The following is a 14,662-nucleotide window of genomic DNA, read 5'->3' on the forward strand; positions in this document are numbered from 1 at the left end:
TTAGCCAGAGCCCAGGAGAGCGTCAAGCTCGTCGCTGTAGCCGTTTCTTCCAGCAGCGCAGGAGCGGTCGCTCTACCAGGAGATAGCTCAGGCCGGCGGCACCGAGCGCCAGGCTCAAGCTGAGCACGGCAAAGATGCCGGGCTGGTCGAGGCAATCGAGCTCAAACGAGCTCAGCAGCCGGTCGCTATAGTGGAGGCTGGGCTGATGCCAGAGGTAAAAGCCGTAGGAGAGCAGGCCGAAGAGCTTCAATGGTTTCCACTCAAAGATTGCTGCTGCATAGCGACTACAGGGCAGGGTGATGAGCACTCCTGCCAGAAGCAGGGGAACCAGGGGCAAGCCATAGCGACCCTGGGGGATGGTGAGGATGGGTTCCAGCCCGGGCGTTGCCAGAAGCAGGGCAAGCAGGCAGGAGGCGGTCCAGAAATACCGGTCGCAGGATCTGCTGATCAGACCCGGGTGTACTCCTTTCCTCTTCTGGAGTTTGAGGTAGCATGGGGCGGCAAGGATACCGATCATGAAGTGGGGCAGGTGGGCCAGAACAGAGTGGCTGAGCACTGCCCCTCCTGGACGGAGCCAGAGCAGCTGAGGATTCAGGGGCCAGGGAATGATGGTGTCGACCAGCTGGACCAGGCTCAACTGGCCAAGATAGCCCAGGATGGCGAAGCTCACCAGCAAGGTAACTCCAAGCCGCTGAGATACCCTCAGGAGGAGCAGGCCGCAAGGCGGAACCAGGAGGTAGAGTTGCATCTCCAGGGCAAGGGTCCAGAAGGCGGGATTAAGACTGAAGATGGAAAATTCGGTCAGGTTGAAGAGAAAGAGCAGATGGAGCAGGATATCTGCCCAGGCACCTGGGATGAGCCAATGACGGGAACCAAGGATGAGAACGCTGAGGACCGCAAGGTAGGCGGGAAGGATCCGGAGCATGCGTTTGAGCAGGTACGCCCCGGTCCGGGGTGGAGGAGGGCCACCTTGCCTGGCCTGCCAGTAGGGCAGGCTGAGGAGAAAACCACTCAGCACCAGGAAGAGGGCGACTCCATAGCCACCGTTGGCAAGGAGGTAGGCCAGGTCAAAGGGGCCAAAAAACGGATCCAAACGGACAATCTGGTTATAGTGGACAAGAAAGACCCCAAGGGCAGCCAGACCGCGTAACCCGGTCAGGCCAGGGATCTGGCCGGGTTTCAGGAGGGTATTGCCGGAGGGCGGCGTACCTGAACCTGGGATACGACTTGCGTTTGGGCGTGCATGAGGGCGTCCCTGAGGGCGTCTTTGAGGCGATCCAGAGGGTCCTGGTCTGAGAGCGTCTGCTGGCATGCGAGCTGTACTCCCCTTTAGATGAGAAGCTGATCAGATGGTACGATTATTTCGTGATCTTCCCCTAAATGTACCCCGTACAGTCGATTTATTCAGCAGAAGAATCGGCCAGATCCTCTGCGGGGTCATCCTCTGTCCACTCTGCCTGGTGTTGAGCAGCGCTCCCCTGCTCTGTGCCAGCTTTGATCTGCGCATCAAGGAAGAACGATTGACAGGGAGTACGGCGGATTACCCTCTGGAGCAGGCCTTGAAGCAGCTTGCCGATCAAGCCGGTTTTGAGGTGAAAATTTTCGGCCCCTTGAACGCGAGAGTCACCTGCAACCTGGCTGATAGTCCCCTGGCGGTTGGCCTGCATCGTCTGGTCGACAACCATTCCCTGGTCATCCTCTTTGAACAGCATGGAGACCGGCAGTTCATCAAAGAGGTCTGGTTGTTTCCCCAGCAGGAAACGCGACCGTCCGGGATAGCTCCCGGCGCTGTCATGGAGCCCAGGGAGTATGTTCCAGCCACCCCCTTGCACCGGGAATCGGAGCTTGCCGACTCTTCAGGAGAAGATCCGGGCGACCCGGCTGACGCCGATCTTGTGCGCCTCCAGGAGGTGGTCTCCGGGGGAAGGGACAGGGATCAACTGGAGTTGGCTGTGCGGGAGTTGGCGGCTTTTGAAAGTGCGGAGGCGGTGCAGGCCATGGCCAGGGTGTTGGCGCGGCCGGATCCCGCTCTACGGCGTTACGTGGCCCAACAGCTGGGACGCAATCTCCATGACCAGGCTGTGATGATCTTAGGCCAGATCATCCTGGGCGACCAGGATCCTGGGGTCCGCCTGGAGGCGGTAAAGGCCTTGGCCGGAAAAGAGAGTGTCTCAGCCAGAACATTTTTACGCGCTGCCACCAGAGACAACAACCTGAGCATTCGCAGGGCCGCAACAGAGGCCCTCTGATGGCTGGGCGACGGATTTCGGCTGCCGAGGCCTTGCCCGGAGATCAGCCAATGAGCTCTTTCACCCTGCCCACACAGCCGTTGTCCAGGCGGACCTTGATGCCATGGGGATGGGAGGGTGATCTGGTCAGGATTCGGGCAACCCTGCCCTGGGTGAGCTTGCCTGAGCCTTGATCCTGCTTCATCACCACGGCCACCTCCTGACCGATGGTGATATCGCCCCTGCTGATTCCGTTGGTCCTACTCGTGTTAGTATGCCTTGCCATCTTCTCCCTCGTAAGGGCTCTTGCTTCTTTGAGCCGAACTGCCCCCCTGGTGCGTACCTTTGGGGGCGCTGTTTGTCATAAGGCCTGAGCCCTGAACCTTAATCCGCTGGCCCTTGCTGCCTTTACTCCACCCGGCGACAGGTATTTTCCACCTCGCTCCAGAACTGTTCCAGCTTTTTTTCGGAGACCGAGGTCGTGGTTCCCAGTTCCGGCGCAAATACCGATACCCGGAACTCTTCCAGCAGTTGACGATAGTGGTTGAGGCTCTGGCGGCACTGGCCGGAGCCGGTGGAGAACTGGCGGGCCTGATCCAGGCGGTTGTTGGCCTTGATCAACCGCTCTGCCTTGCGACGATCTTTCTCCGGGGCATGCTCGGCCCGCTCGATCCGGATGATCAGTGCCTGGAGGTACCTGGGGCCATTTTGGAGCATGGTCGGGTCGCCGCTTATTAAAAAATTCTGGGGTAGGATCCGCTCCAGGGCCTGGTTGTACTCGTGATGGCGCTGGGAATCGAAGTTTTTCAGTTTTCGTGCCCGCTGGGCCCAGCTGGAGATCTTCTGGCGGGCCTCCTTGCGTTTCTGGAGGTTGTCAGCCAGCAGGGTCATGAGCGGTGCAGCGGCTCGGAGCAGCCCCTGTTTCCGGATAGCATCGTTGTGGGCGCAAAAGCTGGCATAGGAGGGCAGGGGATTGCCCTCTATGGCAAAGAGGGCAGCCATCACAAAGGAGTAGAGGGCCTCCTTGAGGGCGGCTGCGGAATAATTTCCCCCCAGGGAGAGCCAACTGGCCGAGTTCGCGGTCACCGCAGCCTTGCACTGTTTTTTCAGCTGGGTGCTCTCCTGGGCGAAATTCCGGGCATAGAGGGCCTCCAGAGCATGACGATTCGCCTGGAGGCTCTGCTCCTCATCCTGGAGGTAGCGCAGGTGGACCTGCTTGGCTGCCGGATCCACCTGGAGGGCCGGGTAGTAGAGTTCGACGCCCCCGCCTTTGCCCGGGAAGCTGATGGTGGGGTCGATCAGATCCAGCTCCTCGGCGCTGATGTTGTCAAGGGTGGGCAGGCTCTGTACCGTTCGCTTCCTCTGGGAGGGAGCGCTGCCCTTCGCCTGTTGGAGAATCTGGTTAAAGGAGCGGGCAAAACAGACCTCCTTGCCCTCCTCATCCAGGAGCACAAAGTGCATGGTCAGGTGTGCGGGGAGGGCTTCTGCCAGCCAGTCGGCCCGCTGGATCTGCAGCCGGTGGGAACGGAGCAGGGCCTGTTCAATCCCCTGGTAGAGGGAGCCCTTGTAGAGTTCCAGACCATCCATGATCCGGTCCACGGTATCTGGCAGCGGCACCAGGTTTTTACGAATTCGTTTGGGAAGACGCTTGAGCAGATAGAGTAACTTTTCCGGCAACAGGCCTGGAACCAGCCACTCAAAGATGTTGGGATTGAGGTGGGAGGCGATCTGGCGGGGGATACAGGCGCTCACCCCGTCCTGTTCCTTGCCTGGTTCGAAGCGATAGCGCAGCTGCAGCTGGAACTCACCTACCTGGAGGGTGGGGGGGAAGCGATAGAGCTCATCATCGGCAGGGGCATCCAGGCAGATATCTGCCTGGCTCATACGGAGGAAGGCGTCGTTCTTTTTCCGGCGGAGCAGCCGGTTGAGGGTAAAGCGATCATAGACCTGAACCAGTCGCTCATCATAAAAGTGAAAGAGCTGCTCCTCATCGGCCACGATGGTGCGACGGCGCAGCCGCTCTTCGATCTCCCGGTACTCCCTGATCAGGTTCTGATTAAAGGCGAGAAAGGGATAACGACCGCCGAGTTTATCCGGGATCAGGGCCTCGCGGATAAAGAGTTCCTTGGCCTCCTGCCTGGTATCCCTGTTTAAGCGGCCATAGTTGACCCGGCGGCCATGGACGATGGGGATGCCGAACAGGCTGACCTGTTCATCGGCGATGACCTGGCCGCTCTTCTTTTCCCAGCGGGGGTTGCTCCAGGAGCGTTTACAGAGATCGCCGCCCAACTCTTCCAGCCACTCTACCTTGATGTTGGCCGCGGTCCGGGCAAAGAGCTGGGTGGTCTCCACGAAGTGGGCGGCCACGATCCATTCGCCCCCACGTTTATGCAGGGCAGAACCTGGAAAGAGAATCACCTCCTTGTTGCCTGGGGCGAGGTAGATATTACGCTCCTTCTTGCGGCAGAAGTTACGCAGAAAACCACTGGTCAGGGAGATGTGGAGTGGGTCGTAAGCTGCTGGTTCACGGTTCAGGGTGAACTCTGATCTTCTCTTCAAGAGTCCCAGGATCTGCTCATGGACATCGATCCACTCCCGCATCCGCTGCCAGGCGAGAAAGTTGGTCTTGCAGAACTTGGAGAGCCTGGACCAGCTGACCCGGCTGCCCTCTGCAAAGAGCTGATCCCAGATGTTCAACAGAGAGAGGAAGTCGGAGCGTTGGTCTTTGAACCTGGCGTGGGCCTCCCTGGCCTGCTGTTCCCTGTCCAGGGGACGGACTCTGGGATCCTGGACCGAGAGGGCGGCCGCCAGAATGACGCTCTCCCGCAGGGCCCCCCTGGCCGCGCTCTCGATGATGATCCGGGAGATTCGGGGATCCAGGGGCAGGGTGGCCATCAGTCTGCCGTTGGCGGTCAGGCTGTGCTCGCCGGTCAGGGCCCCGGTTTCCCGCAGGGTGCGGTAGCCCTCCCGGATTGCCCTGGGCAGAGGAGCGTCCACAAAGGGAAACTGTTCCGGTTGTCCCAGCTTGAGGCTGACCATCTGGAGGATGACCTCTGCCAGGTTGGAGCGTTGGATCTCCGGCAGGGTGAATTCGTCCCGGGCCAGGTAGTCCTCTTCGCTGTAAAGCCGGATACAGACCCCCGGTCCGGTGCGGCCGCAGCGTCCCTGACGCTGGTTGCAGCTGGCCTGGCTCACCTTGGAGATCCGGAGGCTGGTGGTACCGGTGCGGATGTTGTATCGGGAGATCCGGGCAAGCCCCGAGTCCACGACATAGCGGATGCCTGGAACGGTGATGGAGGTCTCTGCCACATTGGTGGCCACGATGATCTTTCGCTTTTTGGAGGCTTGGAAAATCTTGCGTTGATCCGAGGCCTGGAGCCGGCCGAACAGCGGCAGGAGAAGGTTGTCCCGGCGGATGGGTTCACTCAGGCCTTCAAGGGTGTCGAATATGTCCCTCTCCGTAGGCATAAAAACAAGGATGTCGCCCCCGAACGGGTCGGCACAGAGATCCTCGAGGACCTCAACGGCCTGATCCACATAGGATCGTTCCTGCCCCTCGTCCCGCTCTTCGTCTCCCAGGTGCCTGGTCTCGATGGGAAAGAGCCGGCCTGAAACCGTGATCACCGGTGCCTGGGAGAAGTGCTGACTGAATTTATCGGTATCAATGGTGGCCGAGGAGATGATCAGCTTGAGGTCCGGTCGCCGCGGGAGCAGCTGTTTGAGGTAGCCCAGGAGAAAATCGATGTTGAGGCTCCGCTCGTGGGCCTCATCGATGATCAGGGTATCGTACTGGCGCAGCAAGCGGTCGCTCTTGGTCTCGGCCAGCAGGACCCCGTCGGTCATGAACTTGATCACGGTCTGCTCCGAGATCCGATCCTGGAAACGGATCTTGTAGCCTGCCAGGCCAGGTTCCTTGAGCTCCTCTTCCACCCGCTCGGCCACGGAGATGGCGGCAATACGCCTGGGTTGGGTGCAGCCGATCCGGGCCTCTTTCCCCAGGCCGGCTTGGAGACACATCTTGGGCAGCTGGGTGGTCTTGCCCGACCCGGTATCACCGGCCACGATGATCACCTGGTGTTCCTGGAGGGCGGTACAGATCTCCTGGCTGTGCTCGGAGATGGGGAGGGCAGGGGGATAGGATAGTTGCATGGAAAATTGTGTTTTCTACTTGAGGGGAAAAGAGGATAGAGTATAGTTTACGATTGCATGTTTTTACAACAACTCTTTCCCTCCCTGGATCGAATACCCCTTAAACCAACCCCTGAGGTGCCCATGAAGGCCATAAAAAAAGCTGTTATTCCGGTAGCTGGACTCGGTACCCGCTTCCTGCCTGCCACTAAAGCCATCCCCAAAGAGATGTTGACCATTGTCGATCGCCCCACCATCCAGTACATCGTCGAGGAGGTGGTCGCCTCGGGCATAGAAGAGATCGTCTTTATCACCAGCGAGGGGAAATCCGCCATCGAGAATCACTTTGACTATGACTTTCGTCTGGATACGGTGCTCAAGGAAAAAAACAAGGTGAGCCTGGGCGAGGAACTCAACAACATCTCCAACCTGATCGATATCGTCTCGGTGCGGCAGAAGAAACCCCTGGGCCTGGGCCACGCCATCTGGATGGCCCGCAACGTCATCGGTGACGAGCCCTTTTTGGTACTCCTGGGAGATGATCTGGTGATGAGTGGGGTACCCTGCTGCAAACAGATGATCGACCTCTATCACCAGGTGGGCGAATCCATTGTCGCCATCCAGCGGGTGCCCATGGACCAGACCTATCAGTACGGAATTGTCGAGGGCGTTGAGACCGAAAGGGAACGCACCTTCAAGGTCAAGCGGATGGTGGAAAAACCCGCACCCGGGACCTCGCACTCGGATATGGCCATCATCGGACGCTACCTGCTGATGCCCGAGGTCTTTGACCTCCTGGGCAAGACCACCCCCGGCCATGGGGGTGAGATCCAGCTCACCGATGCCCTCCTGGCCCTCTCCAATCTCCGGGGAATGTATGCCTATGAGTTTGATGGCCAGCGCTATGATGCCGGCGACAAACTCGGCTATCTCAAGGCGATTGTCGACTTTGCCCTCCACCATCGGGATCTTGGCGCACCCTTTCGAGAGTACCTGGAGATGATCTGTCAGGGCTGTGAGATCCCTGGCCTGGAAAAGGAGTAGTCGCTCCCTATGCAACACTATGAGGTGGCCGTTGATGCGCCGATGGCACAGACGCTGACCTACGGTCACCCCCGGGACCAGCAGGATCCCGTTCCGGTGGGCAGTTGTGTGGTGGTCCCCCTGGGGAGGAGGCGGGTCACCGGCTATGTCCTGGGAACCTCCCCGCTGACCGATCCTGCTACTGATACCTTTGTGGTGAAACCCATCAACCGGGTCTTTGCCCCGGCACCCCTGTTTCCCGAGTGGTTGATTCCTCTCTACCGTTGGCTGGCCGCTTACTACCATCACCCCCTGGGCCAGGTCATCAAGACCGCCCTGCCGGTTGCCCCCACGGCCCGTTCCGGCCTGCGGGCCAGCTTGACGGCCATGGGGATCGCCCAGCTGGCAGAGACCCGGCCCGAGGAGCTCTCCCCAGGCCGCCACCCCTGGCTTGAGTCCCTGCGCAACGACCGCCAGCTGACAGCGGCCAAGGTGGCTCAACTCTGGCGCGATCCGTCGGAGAAAAGGAAACTGCAGCAACTGGCTGAACAGGGCTGGCTCGAACTGGTTCCTGAACTGGTGACCTCGCAGCTGAAGGAAAAAAAAGAGACCGCCTACACCCTGGCCGCTGCCTTTGACTCTCTCCATGAGCTTGAGCCGGCAGAGATTCCCCAGGAGCTCTCTCCGGCCGACGGAGGCGGGGAAGGGGTGCGTCTCAAACCCTCGGAGCAGAAGACCCTTCTCTACTTCCTGGAACTCTGTCGTCAAGGACCGAAGGCACCGGTGGCCAGGCGTTCTCTTTTGGAGGTGTACCGTAACTGTGGCAAGGCCCTGGTCGCGCTCTGTGAGCAGGGGGTGTTGGTCAAAGAGCGGCTGCGGATCTATCGTGATCCCTTTGGCGGCAGGGAGATCGCCGCAGAACCACCGCTCCAGCTCACCCCTGAACAGCAGGAGGTCCTGTCAGCCGTGATCCCGGCCATTGACCAGGGGAGCTTCAGCCCCTTTCTCCTCCACGGGGTCACCGGCTGCGGCAAGACCGAGGTCTATCTCCGCGCAGTGGCCGCGGCCCTTGAGCAGGGAAAGAGCGCCCTGGTCCTGGTGCCTGAGATTGCCCTGGCCGCCCAGTTGGAGGCTCAGTTCTATGCCCGCTTTGGCGAACAGCTGGCCATCTTTCACAGCGGCCTGAGCCAGGGGGAGCGTTTCGACCAGTGGCTCAAGGTCTGGAACAGACGTTCCAGGGTGGTCTTGGGGGCCAGGTCTGCAGTCTTTGCCCCCTTGGATGATCTCGGGGTGATCATTGTCGACGAGGAGCACGAGCCGGCCTACAAACAGGAAGAGGGCGCCCGCTATCACGGCCGTGATGTGGCGGTGATGCGGGCCAAGATGGCCTCCTGCCCGGTGGTGTTGGGCTCGGCCACCCCGGCGGTGACCAGTTTCAACAACGCCTGCCAGGGAAAGTACCGGCTGTTGACCATGGCCAGAAGGGTGGAAAATCAGCCCCTGCCCGAGGTGCAGGTGGTTGATCTGGCACGGGAAAAAAGGTCCCGTCCGGATCTGTTTTTTTCCGATCAGCTGATCAGCGCTATCCACCAGACCCTGGATAATAACCAGCAGGTCCTGCTCTATGTCAACCGTCGCGGTTTTTCCTCGGCCATGCTCTGCCGGGATTGCGGTCATGTCCTCCAGTGCAGCCACTGTCAGGTCTCCCTGACCCACCATCGCAGCAGCGATAAACTGCTCTGCCACTACTGCGGTTTTACCCTGCATACCAATATCGTCTGTCCTGGCTGCAACTCCACCAAGGTCAGCGGCATCGGCCTGGGTACGGAAAAGATAGAGGAGGAGGCCAGGCAGCTCTTTGCCTCGGCGCGGGTTGCCAGGCTGGACAGTGACACCGCGGTCAAGCGCAAGAACTACCTGGCCACCCTCCAGGCAGTTCGCAATCGCCAGGTGGATATCCTGGTAGGGACCCAGATGATCGCCAAAGGTCTCCATTTTCCGGCCATCACCCTGGTGGGTGTGGTCTCAGCCGATGCCGGCCTGGCCATCCCTGACTATAAGGCTGCGGAACGGACCTTTTCCCTGCTTTCCCAGGTTACCGGTCGGGCAGGTCGGGGGGAGTACAGCGGTAAGGTGATTGTCCAGACCTACCAGCCCCAGCATTACGCCATTCGCTTTGCCCGGGATCACGACTACCAGGCCCTCTATGACCAGGAGATCACCACTCGTTCCCTGCTGGGTTTTCCCCCCTTCTCCCGCCTGGTGAACCTGCGCTTCAGCGGGGTCGAGGAAAAGAAGGTGGAGCTGGCAGCCCAAAAGATTGCCCGCCTGATCAGAGACGAACACGGTCAGACAGGGATCGAGTTGCTTGGGCCGGCACCGGCGCCACTCTCCAGGATCAAGGATCGCTTCCGCTGGCAGCTGCTGATGAAGAGTACCAACGGTCGGCAACTCCATGACATCTGTGGCCGCCTAGCCGCAGGACAGCGGCAGCTGAGGCTGGGGGCGGTACGCCTGGGAATTGATGTAGATCCGGAAAATATGATGTGACCCGGTTTGGATGGGACGAGCAGGGAGAGGGGGGATAAAAAATCCCCGGCAGGAAAAGGAGGGAAACCTGCCAGGGATCTTCGGAGGGACGTCCAGATACTGCCTTATCGGCTTTAGAAGCGTGCGCCGCAACCACGTCGCTGTTGGTGGTGGAAGCCCTTGCCACCGCCTTGGCCCATGCCCATGCCCTGTCCCATGCCGCAGGCAGAGGCAGGGAGGCCATACTCCTGGGCCTTGAGGCGGAGCTGTTCCCTGAGGTCATAGAGTTCGCCCGCCAGCTGGGCGGCCTTGGTGGAGTTGGGGGTCTCGGCACCCATCACCGCCCGCATGGCGGTCTGCTTGACTGCCATCTCTTTACGCAACTCCGTTGTATCCGTGAGAAATTTTTCCTGTGCTTTTTGGGCCACCGGATTCAGCTGCTGCTGCATCTGGCAGGGTACCTGGCCGTTGTTGCCCCAGCCCCCTGGCCTGGCCGTGGCGGCCTGGGTGATGGTCAGGGCCAGACCCGTGGTGAGGATGGCGGCGGCGAGCATCTTTTTCTTACTGGTACCTTTCTTCATATGGTCTACTCCTTGGTAGGGTTGATGATACTGGTTGTTATTGCTTGTCTGCCTGTTGCACCTTCATTATAGCCAATCCTGTGCCAGAAATAATTATATATCTGTAACTATATGATATGAAAAATCTTTATGAGCAAAATGTCCCGACAGTCACGCGGGATACGCCGGCAGCAGCCGCGAACTGTTCCCTTTTTACCCAGGTCGGAGTTCTGCTCTGGGTAAAAAGTATCCGCCTGGAGTGGTCCAAGGCGGAGTTCCGGGGATTATCAGTACTCATTCCCCGCAGTTGCCACCATCATCTACCACCGGAAGTTACTGGATCACTTTTTGCCTGATCAGACCCATGGGAAATACAACCGCGCTCATCAGATCACGACTTCTCTTTGCCTCGCCCTGGCTGCTGGCGGCAGCAGCCGGCCTGTTGGTGATCATCATCGTCACCTTTGCATTTCACAATCTTCGTCTGGAGAAACGGCTGATGACCAATGCCATGCTCCAGAAGGCGACCACCCTGATGAATGTGGCCCAGTCCGGGGCCAGAGCCTCCTACCTGGCTGATCTGCGGAAAAATTTCTGGGAGAGTGAGCCCTGGCAGGAGCATGCGCAGCGAGTATTACGGCACCTGATCGAAGACCCGGAGATCAAGGAACTGGCCCTGATCGATGAGCAGGGACGGGTCACGGTTCACAGTGATGGGGCCCGGGTCGGAACGACCAGGTTCTCTAGGCCCCCCCAGCTGCCCGGCTCTTCGGCTGAGCCGACCAGAAAAATGTACTATACCATAGAGGAACGATCCAGCGGCCGGGTCCTGGAGGCCATCCGTCCCTTTACCCCCTTTCCTTCCCTCGGCCACCATAGGCGAGGGCCAGGACAGGGTCCGCCTTCTCACCGGGGCGGATTTTTCATGGAAGAGCGGGGGCGCCGCTCCATGATGCGCTCCATGCGTTCCCGTCTCCCTGGCCCCGGCGACCAGGATAAACAATATTTTATCCTGGTCGGCCTGGACATGGCGGAATATGACCAGACCCTGGGCCGCCTCCGCTTCCAGATCTTCATCCTCTCCCTGGCCATGTTGCTCATCGGAGTTGCCGGATGGTTTTCCCTGTCCGTGGTTCAGGGCTACCGGGTTTCCCAGAAGACCCTGGACGAGATTCAGGCCTTTACCTCACTGCTGATCTCCTCCCTGCCCGTGGGCCTGATTGCCACCAACCGGCTGGGGCGAATCGCCACCTGGAACCATGCCGTCACCGAGATGACCGGTATCTGCCGGGCTGAGGCTGTTGGTACCTCTCCCCAGGCGATCCTGCCCCCAGCCCTGGCCGCCTTCTTTGCCGCCAAGACACCATCCCCGGGAAGCGGTGCAGAACAGGAAGAGGAGGTTCGCCTCCGTATCCAGGGCAGGGATCAGGTCCTGCTCTGTCGTCTGATCCAGATCTATACCCGGGACCAACAGTACATGGGAGAGGTGCTGCTGCTCTCGGATATATCACAGCTCAAACAGCTGGAGCAGAAGATGCGGGAACATGAACGGTTGGCCGCCATCGGCAAGATGGCCGGCGGCGTGGCCCATGAGGTGCGAAATCCGCTCAGTTCCATCAAAGGCCTGGCTCTGTTGCTGAAAAATAAGTTTCAGCCAGGGAGCAAGGAACAGGATACTGCGGAGTTGCTGATCCAGGAAACCGAGCGGATGAACCGGACCATCTCTGAATTACTCAGTTTTAGCCGGCCGTTGCCCCTGCATCTGGAGGAGGTGGATATCGGCGAACTGTTGGCCCGGGAACTGGAGCTGATCTCGGCAGAGATAAGCGACAGCCATATTCAGGTCTCCCTTGAGCTTGCCCCTGATCTGCCGCCGGTAAGGGGGGACCGGGATCGGCTTACCCAGGTTATCATGAACATCCTCCTGAACAGCCTTCAGGCCATGGGCCCTGGGGGCGAGTTGCAGTTGGAGGCGATGCCAGCTGGTCAGCCTGGTTCAGTGGAGATCCGGATAAGGGATAACGGGGTGGGCATGGATGAGGAGACCCTGTCCCAGGTCTTTTATCCCTACTTTACCACCAAGGCCAGGGGTACCGGGATCGGTTTGGCCATCTCCCAGAAGATCGTTGCCGACCATGAGGGCACCATGACCATCGAGAGTCAGCCGGGAGAAGGCACGCTGGTGTGTCTGCACCTGCCCGTAGCCTCGGGGCCGAACCCGACTGAACCTTTGCCCTGAAATTTGGCCCAGGCGGGAGAGCGAAGTGTCCTGCGCCGGAGGGCTTAGCTTCCTCCACAGAAGTTATCGGGCCGCTCTGGATCCGTGGAAAAATTTTTTTCCAGAAAGGTGCTGTCCGCCGGAGAGAGGTCAAAGCGGATCACAGCCTGCTGGATGGCCTCCTTTCGGCTGAGCTGGGGTTTGTCTTCCAGGGTTTCACAGATCCAAACCAGGGCTTTTTTGATCTTATCTGAATGGGGGTAGAGTGAGCTGTTGTCGTCCATGGGGGATCCTCCATTGTCCAGGAAGGTGGAATTCTCAGGTTGTCCCCTTTGTACCACGAAGAGGCAGTGGCCGGCAACGGTTGAGCCGACTTGGGCGGACAAATTCGCCGGGCGAACTATCTCCCTTGACTGTTGCGGTAGAAGGGTGCTAACCTTTGACTAGAAAGGAGCTACACGATACCTATGGAAAGTCTCAGCGGTCATTTTCTCATATCCACACCCCAGATGCCTGATCCCCGTTTCAAGGAACAGGTCATCTACCTCTGTGCCCACAGCGACGAGGGCGCCATGGGGCTGGTCATCAACAAACCCAACCATGAAATTTCCCTGGTGGAAATTTTTTACGGGATTAACATGCCCATCCCCGAAGGGCCGTTGCCGCCGGTCTATATCGGCGGTCCTGTGGAGTTGGATTCAGGGTTTATTCTCTACACCGCCAAGGAAAAGGACCGCTACTCCCTTGCTGTCACCGGAGAGGTCTCGCTCTCACGTGATACCCGCCTGCTGGAAGATATCAGTCAGGGCAAGGGCCCGGCAGAGTTTCTCTTTCTCCTGGGATACGCCGGTTGGGGTGCCGGCCAACTGGAGCACGAGTTGCTGGATAACAGCTGGCTGACCGTACCCGGTGACCTTGATGTCCTCTTTCACACCCCGGATGAATCCAAGTGGAAAAAAGCCGCCCAGCAGTTCGGCATCAATATCGAGATGTTCGGCGATATTCTCGGATCTGCCTGATCCCCTGTTTCCACTCCAATATTTTTAATCTCAGCTAGACGATTTCCCTATTCTTTTCCCATGGAAGACACAACTACGCACAACCAGGAAATATTTCAATGCAGCCGTTGCGGCTTCTGCTGCCACGGTGAGACCACCGTCTCTTTGAGCCCCTTTGACCAGCAGCGGATGGCTGCCGAGCTCGGCCTCAGCATCGAGGAGGCCCGGGCCCAGTATTGGCGGGTCACCGGTCAGGTAGTCCAGATGAAGGTGGTGGACGGTCACTGTATCTTTTACGATGAAGCCATCAAGGGCTGCAGCGTCCACCTGGGCCGACCCGAGCGTTGTCGCGAATGGCCGCTGCATCCCAGCATCCTGGCCGATGAAAGTAATTACCAGACCATCACCGCCTCCTGCCCGGGTTTGAACCGTGAGTTGGGCTATGCAGCCTTCTGTGCACGGCTCAAAGAGATCCTGGACAGGGACTGACTGGGCCCATTGTCATGAATTTTGTTATCCCCTTTATCGGTAAGACCCGGCAAAAATATCTGGACCAGGGCATTGCCGACTATGCCAGGCGCCTGGGGCGATTCGGCCGGGTTGAGCTGCCGCTGCTCAAGGAGCGATCCTCCAACCGGGAGGCTGATGGCGTAATCAAACGCCAGGAGGCCGAGCAACTCCTGGCCCAGGTCGGGGCCCTTAAAAAGGGGGTGGTGATTGCCCTCGATCCCCTCGGCAAGCTGCTGGATTCCGAGGGCTTGGCGGCACTGCTTAAACAGTGGCAGGGCAGGGGAGTGGGCACAGCTGCCTTTCTGATCGGCGGTCACCTCGGCCTGGACCAGTCGGTGCTGAAACGGGCCGATCTCAAGCTCTCCCTTTCCCCGCTCACCTTTACCCACGAGATGAGCAGATTACTGCTGATCGAGCAGCTCTATCGGGCCTGTACCATCAATGCCAATCATAACTACCATAAGTGAG

12 protein-coding genes are annotated in these 14,662 nt (G+C 59.2%); 7 read left to right on the forward strand and 5 right to left on the reverse strand.

Going from position 1 to position 14,662, the window contains the following annotated elements; translation table 11 throughout:
• Positions 1-22 precede the first annotated feature (22 nt).
• The gene (locus G494_RS0109620) at positions 23-1,312 is read right to left on the reverse strand and encodes an acyltransferase family protein (protein ID WP_084456632.1); all 1,290 of its coding nucleotides are present in this window, start codon (positions 1,310-1,312) and stop codon (positions 23-25) included.
• A gap of 37 nt (positions 1,313-1,349) precedes the next feature.
• On the opposite strand from G494_RS0109620, the gene G494_RS0109625 reads away from it, so the two are divergent.
• The gene (locus G494_RS0109625) at positions 1,350-2,249 is read left to right on the forward strand and encodes a HEAT repeat domain-containing protein (protein WP_084456634.1); all 900 of its coding nucleotides are present in this window, start codon (positions 1,350-1,352) and stop codon (positions 2,247-2,249) included.
• Between the two features lie 43 nt (positions 2,250-2,292).
• Here G494_RS0109625 and G494_RS0109630 read toward each other — a convergent pair whose 3' ends face one another.
• The gene (locus G494_RS0109630) at positions 2,293-2,514 is read right to left on the reverse strand and encodes a YwbE family protein (protein ID WP_035246084.1); all 222 of its coding nucleotides are present in this window, start codon (positions 2,512-2,514) and stop codon (positions 2,293-2,295) included.
• A 122-nt stretch (positions 2,515-2,636) separates the two neighbouring features.
• On the reverse strand, positions 2,637-6,377 hold the full coding sequence (hrpA, locus tag G494_RS22740; protein ID WP_035246086.1) for an ATP-dependent RNA helicase HrpA: 3,741 nt from the start codon (positions 6,375-6,377) through the stop codon (positions 2,637-2,639).
• Positions 6,378-6,500: 123 nt separating this feature from the next.
• Here hrpA and galU point away from each other — a divergent pair, with 123 nt between their 5' ends.
• Together galU and priA are read left to right on the forward strand one after the other, a co-directional pair.
• Positions 6,501-7,400, forward strand: a complete 900-nt coding sequence (gene galU / locus G494_RS0109640) for a UTP--glucose-1-phosphate uridylyltransferase GalU (RefSeq protein WP_028584372.1) — start codon at positions 6,501-6,503, stop codon at positions 7,398-7,400.
• A 9-nt stretch (positions 7,401-7,409) separates the two neighbouring features.
• A complete protein-coding gene (gene priA / locus G494_RS0109645) occupies positions 7,410-9,929 on the forward strand; it encodes a replication restart helicase PriA (protein WP_028584373.1) in 2,520 nt (839 codons plus the stop codon).
• A 113-nt stretch (positions 9,930-10,042) separates the two neighbouring features.
• Here priA and G494_RS0109650 read toward each other — a convergent pair whose 3' ends face one another.
• The gene (locus tag G494_RS0109650) at positions 10,043-10,489 is read right to left on the reverse strand and encodes a hypothetical protein (protein WP_028584374.1); all 447 of its coding nucleotides are present in this window, start codon (positions 10,487-10,489) and stop codon (positions 10,043-10,045) included.
• Positions 10,490-10,832: 343 nt separating this feature from the next.
• Between G494_RS0109650 and G494_RS0109655 the strand changes: the two genes are divergently transcribed.
• Positions 10,833-12,707, forward strand: a complete 1,875-nt coding sequence (locus G494_RS0109655; RefSeq protein ID WP_028584375.1) for a two-component system sensor histidine kinase NtrB — start codon at positions 10,833-10,835, stop codon at positions 12,705-12,707.
• 44 nt (positions 12,708-12,751) lie between these two features.
• Here the strand turns inward: G494_RS0109655 and G494_RS22745 are convergent, their stop codons facing one another.
• Complete coding sequence (locus G494_RS22745; protein WP_035246088.1) at positions 12,752-12,970, reverse strand: hypothetical protein; 219 nt, start codon at positions 12,968-12,970, stop codon at positions 12,752-12,754.
• Positions 12,971-13,153: 183 nt separating this feature from the next.
• Here G494_RS22745 and G494_RS0109665 point away from each other — a divergent pair, with 183 nt between their 5' ends.
• From G494_RS0109665 to G494_RS0109675, 3 genes are read left to right on the forward strand one after another with little or no spacing between them, the layout of a single operon-like run.
• Positions 13,154-13,705: a YqgE/AlgH family protein gene (locus tag G494_RS0109665; protein WP_028584376.1), complete on the forward strand. Its 552-nt coding sequence runs from the start codon at positions 13,154-13,156 to the stop codon at positions 13,703-13,705.
• Positions 13,706-13,765: 60 nt separating this feature from the next.
• Entirely contained in the window at positions 13,766-14,173 is a 408-nt protein-coding gene (locus tag G494_RS0109670) for a YkgJ family cysteine cluster protein (RefSeq protein ID WP_028584377.1), read from the forward strand.
• 14 nt (positions 14,174-14,187) lie between these two features.
• Positions 14,188-14,661 carry a 23S rRNA (pseudouridine(1915)-N(3))-methyltransferase RlmH gene (locus tag G494_RS0109675; protein WP_028584378.1) on the forward strand — a complete coding sequence of 158 codons (474 nt, stop codon included), beginning with the start codon at positions 14,188-14,190 and terminating at the stop codon, positions 14,659-14,661.
• The last annotated feature ends 1 nt before the right edge of the window (position 14,662 follow it).

Origin of the sequence: Desulfogranum mediterraneum DSM 13871, assembly GCF_000429965.1 — a bacterium.
Classification (GTDB): domain Bacteria; phylum Desulfobacterota; class Desulfobulbia; order Desulfobulbales; family Desulfobulbaceae; genus Desulfogranum; species Desulfogranum mediterraneum.

Coding starts and splice junctions, on each gene's coding strand:
- G494_RS0109620 (WP_084456632.1), bottom strand. CDS start 1,312: ATGCCAGCAGACGCTCTCAGACCAGGACCCTCTGGATCGCCTCAAAGA.
- G494_RS0109625 (WP_084456634.1), top strand. CDS start 1,350: ATGGTACGATTATTTCGTGATCTTCCCCTAAATGTACCCCGTACAGTC.
- G494_RS0109630 (WP_035246084.1), bottom strand. CDS start 2,514: ATGGCAAGGCATACTAACACGAGTAGGACCAACGGAATCAGCAGGGGC.
- hrpA (WP_035246086.1), bottom strand. CDS start 6,377: ATGCAACTATCCTATCCCCCTGCCCTCCCCATCTCCGAGCACAGCCAG.
- galU (WP_028584372.1), top strand. CDS start 6,501: ATGAAGGCCATAAAAAAAGCTGTTATTCCGGTAGCTGGACTCGGTACC.
- priA (WP_028584373.1), top strand. CDS start 7,410: ATGCAACACTATGAGGTGGCCGTTGATGCGCCGATGGCACAGACGCTG.
- G494_RS0109650 (WP_028584374.1), bottom strand. CDS start 10,489: ATGAAGAAAGGTACCAGTAAGAAAAAGATGCTCGCCGCCGCCATCCTC.
- G494_RS0109655 (WP_028584375.1), top strand. CDS start 10,833: ATGGGAAATACAACCGCGCTCATCAGATCACGACTTCTCTTTGCCTCG.
- G494_RS22745 (WP_035246088.1), bottom strand. CDS start 12,970: ATGGACGACAACAGCTCACTCTACCCCCATTCAGATAAGATCAAAAAA.
- G494_RS0109665 (WP_028584376.1), top strand. CDS start 13,154: ATGGAAAGTCTCAGCGGTCATTTTCTCATATCCACACCCCAGATGCCT.
- G494_RS0109670 (WP_028584377.1), top strand. CDS start 13,766: ATGGAAGACACAACTACGCACAACCAGGAAATATTTCAATGCAGCCGT.
- G494_RS0109675 (WP_028584378.1), top strand. CDS start 14,188: ATGAATTTTGTTATCCCCTTTATCGGTAAGACCCGGCAAAAATATCTG.